The sequence below is a fragment of the Pseudomonas sp. RC4D1 genome (assembly GCF_018390395.1).
Classification (GTDB): Bacteria; Pseudomonadota; Gammaproteobacteria; order Pseudomonadales; family Pseudomonadaceae; genus Aquipseudomonas; species Aquipseudomonas danubii.
Genome location: NZ_JAHBAW010000003.1, coordinates 1,044,667 through 1,060,203, shown reverse-complemented (window position 1 = coordinate 1,060,203; position 15,537 = coordinate 1,044,667). Strand labels below are relative to the sequence as shown.

Below are 15,537 nucleotides of genomic sequence, written 5' to 3'. Positions count from 1 at the left end.
GTCTGTCGAGGTCGCTGAACAAGCGTTCGAAAGGCGTTTTTGACCCTCTGGCGATGCTCCGGACACACCGCGTTTAGCGCTGTAGACCGCATAACTTAAAGGCTCTTGGCCTGAATGCGAGCTCGAGGAACAAGGCCTCTAATAGCGTTTTGTTATCACTGTTAATACAAAATAGTTGGACACTCCCGAGTTCTGCGTCGATGCCCACGGATAGAGCGAAACCGCAACTAAGCCGGCAGTTGTGGGGCGAGGGGGATATTGGAAAGAGGACGCAGGATTAACTCAACTAAATGGTGATTTAGTTGAATTAAATATATATGAATATATACGGATACGGAGGCGAAGGGACCAGAATTCATGGCCCCTCCATCTTATTGCGCGTGTATCACCAGGATCGTCGGGTAACACGGCCCTGACTCTGGTCGAATTCGCCTTGGCTCACTGTAACCGGTGCACCAATGCTCAAATCATCCGAATCTCGCTGCCAAAGTCTGAAAATCGGTTTGCCGGCCAGCTCCAAAACTACTAGGTCATCCTGGGTGGGTGGACTGACAATACTGTATTCCTCGGCGCTTCCTGGGTATCCAAAGCAAACTGAAGCTGTGCCTTGATCAAAATCAGCGATTCGTTTTGGCTCAACATGAGCATCGACTTCAAGTGTGAAAATGTCTATTTCCATTGAGTCTGATTTGTTGGTGCGCGTGAAGGACAACTTGAATTTCATCCGTGACCTCAATTATGGGTAGCTGTGGTTTGAGAGTGTAGATTCTCATGACCTGCTCGGATAAGCCAACCGCGACGGAACGGAGTTGTCGTCAGGTGTCCCGAGCCTGTTTGACTTACGCTTTAATGAGATCCAGGTACAAGTTGCTGCAGAGTGATCGAAGCCTGTGCCAGGCTCGAAATCTCAACACCAGATGTCGAGATTAACTAAATATGCGCGAGCTATAGGTGGTTGAAAAATAAGGTTTTCCATTGCCCATTACCGAGTAGCAACATCGCAATCTTGAAAATTACGCATATTTAACTAGATTTTTAGCCCAGTATCGCGTGTTTTGTTGTGGGTGAAGCCATGCAACAAATAAGCATAACTCCGGGCGTTCTAGTGCTGGTCGGTAATAAAAAGCTGGAGATCATCGCCTCCGTTTCTTCAAATAAAATACAGGCAAGGGATATTGTTACCGGAGAAGCGGTCTTGCTATCGCCTGGAGAAATCGAATGTGAGCTAAAAAGCCCCCCAACGTTCTCGGATCATGAAATCGCCCAGATACAAAAAACGCCTCTCATCGAAGATGTAAAGGAGACTGACCTTCAGTTGGCGTCAAAGCGGTTTTACGTCCTGTCTCCGATGGTCGGCAAGAGCCCTCTCTCCAGGCAAGATATGGCGCAATGCACCGCAGCGCTAGGGATGAGCGCATCCCAAGTTCGCAGGCTCTTGACCAGGTTGGACATGAATGTGGGCCCGTTGAGCCTGCTCCCGCAGCTACGCGGCAGGTCCAAAGGAACCAAGATGATCGAGGCGAATGCGGAGGGCATCATCCAAGAAACCATTGATGAATGCTATGGCGGTCCTGGGGTAACCTCTAAGAGCATCATCGTAAAAGTGATGGAGCGCTGCCGAGCACTGTCCATTCAGGCACCGAGCACCGCCACCATAGCCAACAGAATTAGAGAACGTAAGCCACGCGCACTACTGGCCAAGAAATCAGGCTCGAAAGCCGCGCGTCAGACCTACGAGGTTCGTGGAGGAAAGATACAGCCTGAGGCGCCTCTGGAGCTGATCCAGATAGATCATGCCCTTGTCGATTGCATTATCGTCGACAGTGACCAGCGACTGCCGCTGATCCGCCCCTGGGTCACTATCGCCATCGACGTATATACGCGGGTGGTGCTCGGCTTTTATTTATCCTTGTCGTATCCCTCGGCGATGTCGGTAGCGCTGTGTATCTCCCATTCAATATTGCCCAAGGAGCGCTGGTTAAAAACGTACGGTTTTACTGGTGGGGAATATCCGTTCTACGGCGTACCGAAAAGAATCCACGTCGACAATGCCAGGGAGTTCAGGTCGAAAAATTTATCTGATAGCTGTCGGTGGTATGGCATTGAGTTGACGTTTAGACCCAAAGGTACGCCCCACAACGGAGCCCACATTGAACGCCTGATCGGCACGTTGATGGGAAAAGTCCATATGTTGCCGGGAACCACCATGTCCTCGGCAAAAGATAAAGGCCACTACAAAAGCGATCAGCATGCCACGCTATCGTTTCCTGAGTTTCGAGAGTGGTTCATCCGAGAGGTCGAGATCTATCACAAAACAACACACTCAGCACTCGGCTGCTCACCGCTGCTTCAGTGGGAGAAGCATTACCTCAACAAGGATGGTGGCTTTGCCTATCCGCCGATTATTGACGATCAATTGCGCCTGCTGATCGACTTCATGCCAATAAAAAAAAGGGTGATCGGTCGGTCGGGCGTCAGGCTTCATAACATCGATTACTACTCTTCAACCTTGAAGCGCTTTGACATCGGGACAAAGTGCACTGTGCGCTACGATCCGGAGTCATTAAGCAAAGTGTGGGTACTCCCCACCGGCGAGCGGACGTATATAGAGCTGGGTTACGCGGATCTGCGGTTGCCGAATACCACACTCACGGAATTTAAGCGGTTGAGAGCACAATTAAAGGATGAGAGCGAACGCAGGGTTCCCGCTGCGGAAGTATTCAATCTAATCAAAAAAAACGAAACACTCGTAAATGCCGCTGGTGTGAAAAGCAAGCAGGCGCGAAAAATGAGAGAGCGAAAAAAAACTCGCTTCACCGATCCGGGTCATCCACTTAATGAAAAAATTGCGGTTCCGGATCGCCCCGCGTCGACGGATTACAGCTTTAAGCCGAAAGCTTACGAGATCGAAGAATAGGGGCCGGCGCCCATGATGAGGTGAGTGCCTATGAAAGATGCATTGAGCTTGGAGCACATTTCACCACAGCGTCGCAACCTCGCGCTCCTCGGGGACAAAGGCCGAATCGGCAGCATCTATAAGGATTGCTGGGTCAACTACCCTCAAGTTAGTTCGGTCAGGACCGCGGTCAGAGCGGTCTATGAAATGCCTCCCAAAACTCAGGCGCAATGCATCTTGATTTCCGGTCGCCCGGGAATGGGTAAAACCAGTCTTTTTGAAAGAATTCAGTTGGATATGGAGAACCTCAGAAAGAGGCATGTAGATTCCTACGGCTACATTTCATTCAGCCTATCCCCGGATCCTAGCTTGCGCGGTTTCGAAGACAGCATCAGTGAGGCTCTGGGAGTACCAATTGGCAAAATTCGCAATGGTCTGGTTCCCGAGGCGTTTTGTCGACTGGCTCAGTTGAGGAGCATGCGCCTGGTGCTGATCGATGAGGTGCACAATCTCCTCAATGCCGGGCGGGTTGATCAGCGAAAGAACCTGGCCTTTCTGAGAGCGCTGAGTAGCCCGCCGATGTCGCTGTCGATCATTGCATTCGGCGTCGATGACGCCGTGCATGCCATCAGTAGTGATGCCCAGCTAGAGCGCCGCTTTCAAATATACGATCTGCCGCGCTGGAAAGAAAACGAGAGCTTCAGGTCATTTCTAGCCGGGTATGAGAGCGCGTTGCCACTGAGGAGACCATCGGAACTCTGGCGGCAAGAGAAGGTTAAGTTCCTGCTGAGCGCCACGGGCGGTATCACCGATGCCATAGTCAAGCGGATTACCCGGGGTGCGGTTTGGGCAATTTTGGACCGCAAGGAAGAAATTGACCTGGATTGCTTGGAAAAGGCCGCCGACATCCCGCCATATCTCGATCGTTTCGACCATGAGGAGTAACGCGCACTTCGGCGGACTGCTTAAGCCTGTACCTCAAGAGGCTTTCTCTGCGTGGCTTGCCAGGGGGTTGCGCACCCGAAATCCTGTACCCTTTATACGTGCCACTGACTGCCTAAAGCGGCTGCGTGTCGAAGACGCTGATGGCAACCTAACTCGCGCGGTGACGGAAGAGTTATCCATGGCACTAGGCATTTCAAACGAATGCTTAAGACGATCATTTCCCTTGCCCGGTGACTGGCTCAAGGCACCGCCCGAGAGGCGCCTGCAGTTTTGCCAGTTATGCCTCCTCAATGATTTTCGATGCGGTCGACAACCCTCATTGAGAATCAACTGGTTCTATTGGTGGTTCAATGTGTGTCCGGTACACGGCTGCTGCCTGTATATAGGAGACAGTACCTCGGCGCCTGCCGCGCTGCTTTCAATCGTCCAGTTCGATTTACCATGGAGATTTTTTACGCACCTGGCGTTTCAGTCAACTGAGCAATGGTGGAGTTATCGGTGTTCGACGCGCCAAATTTTGAAGCTCATGGCCTGGCATTTTCAGTGCTGGTATCAGGTCTGTGTGCAGCGCGGGACCGTTACCATCGGCGATGTCGAGCTTGCGGCGAGCGTCCCTGAGATTGAGCTGTTAATGGACGATATCCTGGCGATAATAGGAAAAAAGAGAATCTATCCGTTTGATCCACGCTCGCAAATCGCCTGGCTTCTGAATATCAAGGCATGTTGTTCTCTGCGCTCTAATTTACCGCCAGAGGCAGGTTGTGAAGCTTTTTTGTGCAAAGACGTAGGGGAACACTCCGCTCAGATCCGCATGGCCATGTTTGCCTTGCTTGGCTTATTTTTGAAGCTGCCGAATTGCGTGTGCATGTGGCGGCTCAGCGGTGTCCCAATATACGACAACAATATTGAGCGGTTCTGGAGATCGATGCACAGCGACGCGGTGAGGATGCCCAGTTACCTGGATTGGCTGAAGGAGCGCGCCGACGGTTGGAGCGCTCCCATTCGCACACATTTTCGCTATTTATTGGAAAGCTAGCCAAACTGTATACGTAATCTAATGCTACCGCACTCATGCCGAGCGACGATTGTGCGAAGAGCTACACCTGAGCCTGGCCTGTTATCGCCAGCACAGAATTGACCTAGCTACCGAAGTTTTACTGACCCAGGCTCATACCTTTTGAACCATTCCCAGCGCTGGATTTTTCCGATTTGTGTTGGGTCAGCGCGGCATCGGCCCCTGGGTCAATTCGGCGTCAGTGGCAACAGTCTATTATTCTTGGCAGCTGATTGACCTATCACTACGGTATACCGTCGGCGCAACGTGTTTTTCCAGATATAAAGCAAGCCTAGACTGAATGAGCGTCGGCATTTGAGATAGGGAACCACTCTTATCTAACGAGAGAACTCTGGGGGCGGAATGCGTTGACGGTGCGATCCATCAGGTTTTCTCATCACTTCTTTCAAACGCTTAGCAGGTCCTTCTAACTCAGACGGCGAAGCAAGGCTAACAGCAAGCATTAACGCATCACGGCGATTCTGTTTACCTTCCGAAATCTCAGAGAGACTATTTTCCGGCTGAACTGGGTGCTTCATCGCTGCCGACCTCGATCTTCGGATCAAATTGGATGCTAGCACAAGCCTTACAACTCGGAGTCTCCCGTTGATCCCCTTTGCTTATGAAGCGTAACGGTCAGATGTCTATTTGTTATTGCTACTACAGGATTGACCTAGCTACCGAAGTTTTACTGACCCAGGCTCACACCTTGTGAACCATTCCCAGTGCTGGATTTTTTCCGATTGGTGTTGGGTCGCGGCATCGGCCACCGGATCAATTCGGCGTCAGCACCTACAGAGTACGACCACGTGCTATTCCCGACGCCATATTCCCTCACCGAGTAGGCCGTCGCCGAGCTCTTCTATGTTGCGATATCCCGAGCATGGTGGTCACTGACAATTGCGTCCCGGAATCCGGTGCTCTAGTTCCTGATACCCGGCGGCCGGTACCATGGTTATGCTAGATAGGTGACTCCTCGCCAAGCAGAAGCTCAATGTCCTCAACCTTACCCAGGAGAGCTAGCTTGATGTTGCTTCGCAACTTCTCATCAACCTCTTTGTGAAGACGAATCTTCCCAATGGCCAGGGCAGTGACGAACTCCATTGAGGCATCACCACGCTCGAAGCCGTGGCCTTGGACGACTCGCAAGATGATGTCTGCCATGGACGCGCTGTGAGTTTCATGAGCGCTGTAGTCCAGTTCGGTAGGCAGTGCGGCTCGGAGAAACGCCCCTTGAATGATTCCGTCGTCATAGCGGGAAAATATCTCGGGCGAGAGCAGCACCTGTTGAAGCTCACCCGATTCAAGGCGTTTCGAGTCTGCAATCTTGGCGCTTTCCCGGGCGTTCTGCAGAATCCACAAAATAGTCAGGAAGATGTCAGCGCAAGCGGCGACGGTGACGTCCTTATCACTACTCACGAAGGCAAAGCCCTTGGTAAGCCTCATCTGGCCAGTTTGATAGCTGCTCGGCCAGAAAGCCTGGTCGATAAGGCCGTTCGCACCCGCAGTGTCGAACGCCTCAATGCGAGCTTTGACCAATTCCGACACGCCGGTGCCATCGAACGTGATCATGCGACTGAGATGTTTGTACTCCTGATGCCAGTGGCTGTTACAAGCCAGACTGGCAGCTGGAATTTCGATGAAGGGTTTGAAAACGTACTTTCGGCTTCCTTTTGGCGGCTGCGTAAGGTTTGCGGCCAGCTCTGCCATCAACTCATAGGAGCGACCCAACAGCGCCCCCACAAGATAAATGCGTGTGCCAGATTGTTGGGCTGACCGCAGGCGACGGCTAATGCTGAGGAGCAAGGTGCCTCGCTCTGCTGCAGCTGCCACGACGATCACCGACCCGTGAAATTTTTCTTTAGGGTCAAACATTGAAGCGCTCACGACTTCGCAGGTGAGGCCCTTAGCTTGAAGGAACGCCAAGGCGTCAGCAGCCATCTTTGCACTTGCCTTGTCATCGTCATGAATGATAAGTGAGGTCGATGCGGGAGACTCCTCCATCAACACCTTCTTGAACCATTGATCGAAGTCGCTGGTACGGACCAGCTTGTCCTTGTCTACCTGGACAGTCCGAAATCGTTCCCTGTTGGGAATTTGACTGAAGCAGCTAAAGAGGCCCTTGCCCATAAACGAGAAAAATCTGCTCTGCAGTCCTTCTGGCAAATGCCCCATGCTGATGTTGAGCAGTCGAGTCTCGGTGTGCTGGGCCACAAACCGCTCGCCGTGGATGCGGATCAACTTGCGGCCTTCGGTCGATTCCGTCTCAGCGAACGATTCGAAATCCTCAGGCTTCTCGATAGTATGCAGTACCGTGCATGACTCAGAATCGGCGAGGAACGAGAGGAAGGTGGCTACCCGGGTAGGCGGCGCTCCGTTGACCTTGATCCACTCTTTTGCCAAACCACAGTTGGTCGAGGCAGAAATCAAGCAAAGCGACGAGGATCCATCAGGCAATGGGCCGTCCTTCAGGCCGTCGTGAGAGTGGAAGGACTGGATGCTCTGAATCGTCTGCGTGCCGAACTTCGCCTGGAGCAGTTGGATCGAGAGCGCAACTGGTAGGAATGCCATGGTATCGAGGTAAATGGTGTCTGGTTCTCGCATGCCGCCCTCGGCAGCCTCTTTGATCACTCTCAGGCAGGTGAAGGCCAGGAAATGGGAATGAAGCGTTTCGGTGAGCAAATTCTCGGCACGAATGAAGTAGTTGGAGGCTCGGGATGAGGGTTTCGAGAACAAGAAGCCAGCAGGAGCCTTTGTCAGCACGGAGGTGCATTTGACCAGCTTCTTCATTCCTGCCTGTACAAACGCATCAGCCGCTCGCGTGAGTAGCTTGCCAATTCCCTTGTCAGTGCCGGCGACCTTTACGTATTTAATGATCTCCCCATGCTCATTGAAGAAGGAGAAGCCGTAGGAGGGTGCTCCGCCGCTAGAGCGACGCTCAAGGGCGATGGCGATAGGTGACGACTTGTCAGCACATTGCTCCTGAATCCATGTCCGGTGACAGTCGGGGACGAGGAAGCTCACATGATCGGGGAGGATGTAGTTGTTCAGCCGTTTCTGCAGGGCCTCGGTAATATGGGCGTCTGTGATTTGTTCTGGACCTGCGAAAAACACCACCACGTGAGCGGGCTCAGCATCCGGGGCGGGGGTGAGGATTACTTCAAAATCGAACAGGTCTGGCATCTCAGTTCACCGGAATGCAGATGGTGAATACAGTGCCTTCAGCTGCCGCCAGCTCACGGTCACCGCTCCAATTTTTGGGGTTGTATTCCACGACCTGGTCTTGGCCTTGGAAGGCCTGGTAAAGGCAGACCCTCCCGGTGCGGAGACGCACATAGGCCTTCAGCTTATTGAGTGCCTGGACTGCGTTGTGCAGCCCCATGCCGGAGGTTGCTGAATCTTTGGTAGTGACATGTTTTTTGAAACATTCCAAAGTGGCCTCGAGCTCTTCTGCCAGGGGGAGGTCGTTCAAGGCCTCCACGGGAGCGCCTTTCTTGGCTGAAAGCCACCGACGTGCCAAGCCCGGCCCACTGTCGATCACTGAAATTTCAATAAAGTCTAGGTATTCCGCGCCCCTGAGCATATTTCGCATTACGAACAAGGCAAATTGCGGCTCTTTGTCTGAAACGAGGTGGATGTCCTCTTTCTTGATCCTGCTGGCTTTCACTGAGGTGCCTCGCAGACCTTTCTTATATTTGACCCCATGGACATCGGTGACCGAGTGCTGGTCGGCATTTGCGATCAGCTCAGCAAGCACGCTGCCTAAGGCAGGCAATCCGCCTCGATGAAGTGCTTTCTTGTCCTGCTTCGTGTGCATGAGCGCAGACGACATTTCCAGCAGGCTTGCAAACGAGGTGTGAGAGTGGATCTGCGGAGAAGTCTCGCCGTAGTAGAAGGGCTTGATGAACTCCATCTTCGCAAAGTTGATGCTGAAGAGGTTGATGGCTTTAGGGCGAGCGCCTCGCTCGCTTGATGTGTTACGAAGATCTCCTTCGTACATAGCTTCAATGAGGGGTCTGATGACGGTGAGCGCGGCGCGCTTTTCTATTGTCTCGTGAGCTTCTGTCTCGATGCTAGAGGACATGATCAGTGCCGCAAGACCTGCGGCTGTCTTGCCTAGGTGCAGGATCTGGTCAGGAGCGCTTTCCATATCGGCATAGAGGTGCAGAACGCTTTGCTCATGAGCGCGAGCCCAGCTGATCACCAGCTGAGCCAGCGCAGCATCAACCCCGAACAAGCCGCCATGGCTCATGCTTTTGGGCAACCGAAGGGAGGCATCTTCTTGGCAAAACGGGTAGAGGTCTTCGATTTCGTAGGTGTTCAGGTTCTTGGTGATCTTCATCGGCACCTCTGACAGTCCATCGTTATGAGTGCTGAACCAAATGCCTGGATACACACCCCGCGCCATCATAGCGTTCGGCATGTATCAGGAGATATACCGCTGCGCAAGGTTGAGTATCCATCTGCTTACAGAGCTGTCGTAAACGGCCGGCCCCAGGATTTCGACAGGAAACCAGCGCGGCAGTTACCGGGCCAACTCAATCGGCAACGATCGACGACAAGACGGAGGCTAATGAAGCGGCTATCCGGCCAGCTCTTGGCTTGCTAGTCAGCCTCCACCTCCGGCTTGTTGCTGAGCACTTCAGCCAGCGGAGACCCGCCATACAATTGGCTGGCGCGGCTCTCCAGCAGCGCCCCAGCCTGGAAGTACCCCATCACCGTGGTCACGCTACGATGTTCGGTCATCGCCATGACCTCACCCAACGGTACCCCCTGGCGTCCGGCCTCGGTAACAAAACCCGAGCGCAGGCTGTGTGCGGCCCAGTCGCCCTCCAGCCCGGCCAATTGCGCGCGGCGCTGGACGATGCGCGCCACCTGATCAGCCGACAAGCCCGAAGTGCCGACCTTGCCACCCTTGTACAGGCGGCGAAATAGCGGGCCACTCTCGGCAGGAGCGGCGGCCAGCCAGGCAGCGAGCGCCTGCGCCGCCGGGCCACGTAGCGGCTTCTCCCGCCGCGCGCCGGTGGTGTCGGTCTTGGTCGTGCCGAGGGCATACAGCCAGGTGTCGGCATCCAGTTGGCGCACATCGCTCACTTGCAGACCCACCACTTCCGAACGGCGCCGACCGCCACCGCTCCAGGCCAGCAGGAGCAGGGCGCGGTCGCGTACCCCGCGGGCGCCGTCGGTGCAGGTGGCGAGCAGCGCCTGCAGTGGCTCGAGCACGATCGCACTCTTTTTGCGCACGCTCACGCCCTGACGCGACTGGGCCTTGCGCGCTTCGCGCAGCAGGGTCTTCAGCACCGAGGCCTCGCTTGGACTGTCCCAGTCCTTGATCCGGTGCCATTTACCCAACACCGCGAGGCGGTGGCTGACCGTGTTAAATGCCAGCGGTCCCAGCCGAGCCTTGATCCCGGCGGTAACCAACGCCGCGTCGATTGATGGCGGCAGCAAATGCGCCCAGCCGCCGTCGGCCAACGGCCGCGCCAGGTGGTCGAGGACGAACTGCACGGCCACGGTGGCCGGCAGCGGTGTATCGCTGAGCGCTTGGCCATATCGTAACTGCAGCCACGCCGACCAGTAGACGAGGGCGCTGCGGTAGCTGCGCACGGTGTTGGCCGCGGTGCCGGCGGCGATAAAGGCCGCTGCCGCTTCCTGGGCGTGGAGCGCCAGGGCATGTGGGTCTAGCGGGGTTTCGTCGACCAAGGGTAGTTGATTTGTAATATTTATTACGTTCAACGTATTATAATTCCATAAATTAGAAAATAAGATCGGATAATCTTTCATTATCAGACCTAATATAGCTGGAGATAGGCCATGGCAGTAGGTGTGCCGGAAAACGACGTGTTCGCGGCGGCGGACACGGTGCTGGCCCGCGGTGAACGGCCAACGGTCGAGCGAGTACGCCTAGAGCTCGGCCGAGGTAGTCCGGCACGGGTCGGTGCCTTACTCGATCAGTGGTGGGAACAGCTCGCCGGGCGCCTGCGCGGCGAAACGCGGCTGCCCGGGCTGCCGGCGGAAGTGGCGCAGGCCTTTGTTGCGATCTGGCAGCAGGCGACCATCTTGGCTCAGGGGGCGGCCGAGCAGGCGTTGGCCGGTCAGCGTCAGGTCCTGGCCGAGGAGCGCGAAGCGTTGGCTGCGCTGGAAGCCCGTGCCCGCCTGGACGTTGCCCAGGCGCGGCAATTGATAGCTGAGGCCGTGGTAGCGCGACAGAGCGCGGAAACCCGCCTAGCCGACCTTGAGCAGTTACTGATCCAGCGTCAGGCGCAGATTGATGACCTACGCGTCCAGCGCGACGAGCTGCTAACGCAGCGCGACGACGCCCGTCATCAGATGGTTGAAGTACAGCAGCAATTGCACGAAAGCCGTGAACACGCCGAGCAAGCGCGCATTGAGCAGCAACGTTATACCCGCGATGTGGAGGATCGCGCCTATCGAGAAATCGATCGGGCCCGCGAGGAGAGCAAGGTTGTTGCCGGCCAGCTTCGGGACCTCAACCAGCGCCAGCATATGCTCCAGCAAGCCCTGCTAGGCAGTCAGACCGAGCTGACCGCGGCGCGCGAGCAACGGGGCATTGCGCAAGCGCAACTCCAAGCGCTAAGGGGGGAGCATGAACAGCGGCAACATCTTCTGGTAGATCTGACCCAGCGCTACGAGGCCATGCAACAGCAGGTGCAACTTGCACAGCAGGACATCCTCAGCGCGCGCGAACAGTCCGCGGCGGCGACGGCTCGCGCAGACACGCTGACCCAACAGCTCGCCGAAGCCAGAAAGGCACCGAGCGAAGCGCGAGCGCCGCGCAAACACAGGACCAAGCCCGCCTGACGGATCAAGGGCGTACTGCACCGGCGGCAGCATCGCCCAGAGCATTCGGTGTGCGCCCTTGACTAGGCGAACCGGACTTCAGGCAAGGGATCCTCCTTGGCTTCGGCCATGATGCGATCAAGCTCCGCGCAGGGATCGCCACGGTTTGCGCTGAGGCTGCGGGCCAGTTGCACACATTTGGTCCTGACAATCGAAATAGTAGCTGCCTCATACCCGAGGTCGCCGGTCTCGTCATAGCGGGCGCAATCAAACACCACCGGCAGCGTGTCGATCACTGACCCGGCTTCCTCTGCTGAGAGCAGACCTCGCTCATGCAACGTACGCAATGACTCAATGACCTCCGGCAATGCGCTCAGGCGCTGGGGGCCAAAAATCATGACAAGCAAGCTCACCAGGCGGCGGGTGATCGGGCTGTCGACTCGAGTGCGCCATTCGCGGATCGCATAAGCGGCATAGCTTACGAATTTGGCATCTTGGTGTTGCAGCGCAAGTCGCAAGGTCTTCTCGACAAGGGAGGCGACAGGATGGGTGTCGGCGAAATAGATAAACGCGACCAATGCTCCGGGTGCTTGGACCTCTCGGTAAAATAGGTCGAGTTGGGCAAACATCGTTTCGTTCGGCAGGCCTTCCAGGTGTCGCGCCACAACCAGCCCCAACGCTTTACTGATGAGTGCCGCTTTCCTTTGCTCGCCACCGTGCGAGAACGCGATTTCCAGCTGACTTTGCGCTTTCGGTCGCCAGCGTGTCATCAGCTCGAAGTAGCGTTGTGCCTGCTCGGCGCTGGGCCTGATATCTGCGGTGACAGATCCCACCGAGTTGATCAGATCTTCCAACAATTCGTCTTCGAACAAACCCTCCGCACCTGCCTCAAACAGCTTAACGCTCAATCGATTTTTGAGCGTCTCTGGCTGATGGCTCGGGAGTTTAAGCAAGGCATGAGCGAACAATCGGTTGGCGCCCTGCAGACTGGGATTGGCGGGGTCGCTGCCCCACACTTGCTGGAGCAAGCTATCGCGCTCTGATGGAGTAAGGTAGTTCGCTTCAAGCAACGGGAGCAGTCTGATCAAGGCTGCGCTGGTGTCTTTACTATCGGCGTTCACCGACTGAATGATCTGCGCGATCCGCCGATCGATGACAGGGTTCGCCAGGCGCTCTCCGGGTTTTTCAATCACCGGGTTTGGCCAATCGCTGTTAGCACTGAGACCGATCTCATGCGTCAATGGCACCTCCAGTGCGTGCTGCACCAAGTCGGCCTGGTCATCCTTAGGAACACTTTCCAGCGAATAGCGCAGCAGATGCTGCAGGGCTCCCTTCAGCCAAAGCGGCTGTAGAGCGGGTTGTTTACTGAGTTCGGTTGCCAAAATGAATAATTGTCGGGACCGATCAGGGGGCAGTCGAACGCTGATGCGCGCCAAGATTTCGATGAACACACACAAGTTGGGCAGCGCCGCGCGTACGCCTGGGCCTGCTCGCTCGGCGGCCCTAGCTTTCCAATAATTGATCGCGCGCACGCACTGATCGGCAAGTTGTTCGACTTGAGCGTACTTGAAGCGGGCAACTCGGAGCCTGCTGAACGTTTTCTTGATGATTTCAGCAGACTCTGTGTTCGCGCCCCGCACAGCAAGCGAAAAGCTATAGAGCCCGTCCACGCCCTCCAACTCGACCAACTTTTCCGCCTGGCGACTGACCAAGCCTCTTTGTTGCCAGAGCAGAGGAATGCCTACCGTATCCAATAGCCCTGTCATAACGATCAGGGGATGTAAACCGGAGGTGAAAGACACGCTGTTGGATCCGTCGCGGTAGCTGCCAGGGGCAAAGTTGGGTACTACTGCGTTGTCTTTGCGTTGCCGATCGAGTGCATTGTCGATACTGGCCCTTAAGTCATCGAGGATCGCCCAGGGATCGCATCGATGCTCCCGATAGAGAGAGGGGAAGGGCGACGACTGCCCGGCGAGGTCCAACACATGATAAAACCAGTGGGCCCAGGCGAGTCGAGAAAGCAGGAACAGTGACCGCCGGTTTTGGTGATGAAGTACGAGAAGCTCGCGATAGGCCTGCGCGACCAGCAGGTTCGCTTCATCGAGCGTGCCGAGTTCTACCAGCAGCGAGGCTTTGCGCAGCTTCCACCAGGGTTCGTCGATGGAAATCCGGTCACATTGCATTTGCAGTTCTTCATAGTCGAACGCATCCCGTGCTTGGATGGCCCGGTAATAGGCCATCTCGTTCGCCGCGTCAGACCAGTGTTTGGTGTTGGACGCAATAAAATCCTCCACGCGACTCCAGGAGTCGGGAACATCATCGGCCCAGCGCTGGTTTTTCAGCAGCAGCACCGCGCCCTCCAGGCGCTCTCGTTTGGAAAGCGGGCTTTGCTCGTCGAGCACAGTGTCCAGCAGCAACTGGGAAAACTCAGCATCAAGCGGATCGTGTGCCAGGTATCCGCGCCAGACACGCTCGTAGATCAGGCGGGCGCGCAGTTGCTCCGGCAGCCGCCGCAGAGTACTGGCTGAGAAAGCATGGAAACGGGCCTGTTCAAGAACGCGGTCTTGTAGGCGGGCCGGCAAGACTAACCACCCTGGGTAGCTGTTTCGGTCCGCTTGCAAGGTGGCAAGGCTGTCTTCGAACCACTTGTAATTCTGTTCCTGCAGGAACGCATCGATGTGCTTGTTCTGTTGGATTGGCTGGTTGAGATAAACCGGTGACCAAGCGCTCTCCGCCTTCGGCTTGAGGTCAACAAGGGCCTGGAGAAACAGTTTGGTTGCTTCACGATGAGCAAGCTCCGGGTCATCATACTCAGCGACCAGCGGTCCCAAATCGATGGGGGCGATATTGATCGATTCGAGGTACTTTCGCTTGGCCGCGTTGAGCCCAAGCGCTCCCACCAGGTAGATACGACGCGCATGTCCGGCCAGATGATCACGGACCCAGCCCGCCCAGGCAAGGAAATTGGGATCTTCGCCAGAAAAACCCAGTAAACAAAGTTCGTTTTCAATGAACACTTGCCGGGCGTAGTTGACGAAAGCGGCATACCGAGCGGGATACCTCCGATAATCTTCCTGGGTAAATACCAGATGGTTATCGAGAACGATGGTGCCATGCAGTTTGACGATGCGCGGAGACCTGGCGCTTGCCAGGTCCTCCTGTTTGCGCACCACGTTGTAAACCCTCTCCGGTAACGCCGCTGCAGCTCGCTCCAACAATGTATCCCAATTGGTGGTCAACACCTCCGACCACGGCAACCGCAACAAGTCATCATGCAGGGCGCCGGGCTGAAATGCTTGGTCATTGACGGCCGTCTTCAGGCTGTCATGCATCGACTGGGGGCCAAAAAACGCTTGATACTCTTCCGCCAGGCGTAGCGGGTCGGAGCTCGAAGAGCCCAGTTCCTCGCCCATTTGCTTGCAGAGCTCAAACCACAAGGGCATTTTTTGCGCTGGATTGCCGCTGATGGCTGCGCTCCGGCTAAAGCCCGCACCGACCATAATGGCAGCGCCGTGGAATGTTCCGTCTTGTTGCCATAGCGCCGCAGCCAGTTTCTTAAGCGCTGCGAAATCTGCCAATTGGTTTACATCCACGTTCATTGCGCCTCGTGCCATTGCCCCATCGGGCGAAGTTTTCTGCCTACTACCGTGCCAGACATTGCGTGCGGCGGCATCTCTGAAGCGCTGACGGCCCTGCGGAACCTCACCCACGGCGCCAGGAGGCATTGTGCCATCGTCTATCCAGGGATCCAATCCGGACCGAAAATACAGCGTTTCCTTGCCAATACGTTCAGCAGCGGCACTTGCAATGATTACCAACACTCATCCTGCAGCGGTTGATG

The 15,537-nt window shown here is 55.6% G+C and carries 9 protein-coding genes; 4 read left to right on the top strand and 5 right to left on the bottom strand.

Annotated elements, in window-relative coordinates:
- Nucleotides 1-385: 385 nt before the first annotated feature.
- On the bottom strand, nt 386-724 hold the full coding sequence (locus KHO49_RS29595; protein WP_146232634.1) for a hypothetical protein: 339 nt from the start codon (nt 722-724) through the stop codon (nt 386-388).
- Nucleotides 725-1,072: 348 nt separating this feature from the next.
- On the opposite strand from KHO49_RS29595, the gene KHO49_RS29590 reads away from it, so the two are divergent.
- The 3 genes from KHO49_RS29590 to KHO49_RS29580 all read left to right on the top strand — a co-directional run bounded on the left by KHO49_RS29590 (nt 1,073) and on the right by KHO49_RS29580 (nt 4,877).
- Nucleotides 1,073-2,917, top strand: coding sequence for a TnsB C-terminal domain-containing protein (locus tag KHO49_RS29590; RefSeq protein ID WP_213666380.1), 1,845 nt, complete (start codon nt 1,073-1,075; stop codon nt 2,915-2,917).
- A 30-nt stretch (nt 2,918-2,947) separates the two neighbouring features.
- Entirely contained in the window at nt 2,948-3,841 is an 894-nt protein-coding gene (locus KHO49_RS29585; protein ID WP_191487906.1) for a TniB family NTP-binding protein, read from the top strand.
- A 178-nt stretch (nt 3,842-4,019) separates the two neighbouring features.
- On the top strand, nt 4,020-4,877 hold the full coding sequence (locus KHO49_RS29580; protein ID WP_213666379.1) for a hypothetical protein: 858 nt from the start codon (nt 4,020-4,022) through the stop codon (nt 4,875-4,877).
- Nucleotides 4,878-5,855: 978 nt separating this feature from the next.
- Here the strand turns inward: KHO49_RS29580 and KHO49_RS29575 are convergent.
- The 3 genes from KHO49_RS29575 to KHO49_RS29565 form a co-directional block, all read right to left on the bottom strand.
- Nucleotides 5,856-8,078 carry a hypothetical protein gene (locus tag KHO49_RS29575; protein ID WP_213666378.1) on the bottom strand — a complete coding sequence of 741 codons (2,223 nt, stop codon included), beginning with the start codon at nt 8,076-8,078 and terminating at the stop codon, nt 5,856-5,858.
- A 1-nt stretch (nt 8,079) separates the two neighbouring features.
- Complete coding sequence (locus tag KHO49_RS29570; RefSeq protein WP_213666377.1) at nt 8,080-9,237, bottom strand: ATP-binding protein; 1,158 nt, start codon at nt 9,235-9,237, stop codon at nt 8,080-8,082.
- A 263-nt stretch (nt 9,238-9,500) separates the two neighbouring features.
- On the bottom strand, nt 9,501-10,631 hold the full coding sequence (locus tag KHO49_RS29565) for a tyrosine-type recombinase/integrase (RefSeq protein ID WP_213666376.1): 1,131 nt from the start codon (nt 10,629-10,631) through the stop codon (nt 9,501-9,503).
- Between the two features lie 78 nt (nt 10,632-10,709).
- On the opposite strand from KHO49_RS29565, the gene KHO49_RS29560 reads away from it, so the two are divergent.
- Nucleotides 10,710-11,717 (top strand): DNA-binding protein, encoded by a 1,008-nt coding sequence (locus KHO49_RS29560; protein ID WP_213666375.1) that lies wholly within the window; start codon nt 10,710-10,712, stop codon nt 11,715-11,717.
- A 62-nt stretch (nt 11,718-11,779) separates the two neighbouring features.
- Here KHO49_RS29560 and KHO49_RS29555 read toward each other — a convergent pair whose 3' ends face one another.
- Nucleotides 11,780-15,514 (bottom strand): SIR2 family NAD-dependent protein deacylase, encoded by a 3,735-nt coding sequence (locus KHO49_RS29555; protein WP_213666374.1) that lies wholly within the window; start codon nt 15,512-15,514, stop codon nt 11,780-11,782.
- Nucleotides 15,515-15,537 lie beyond the last annotated feature (23 nt).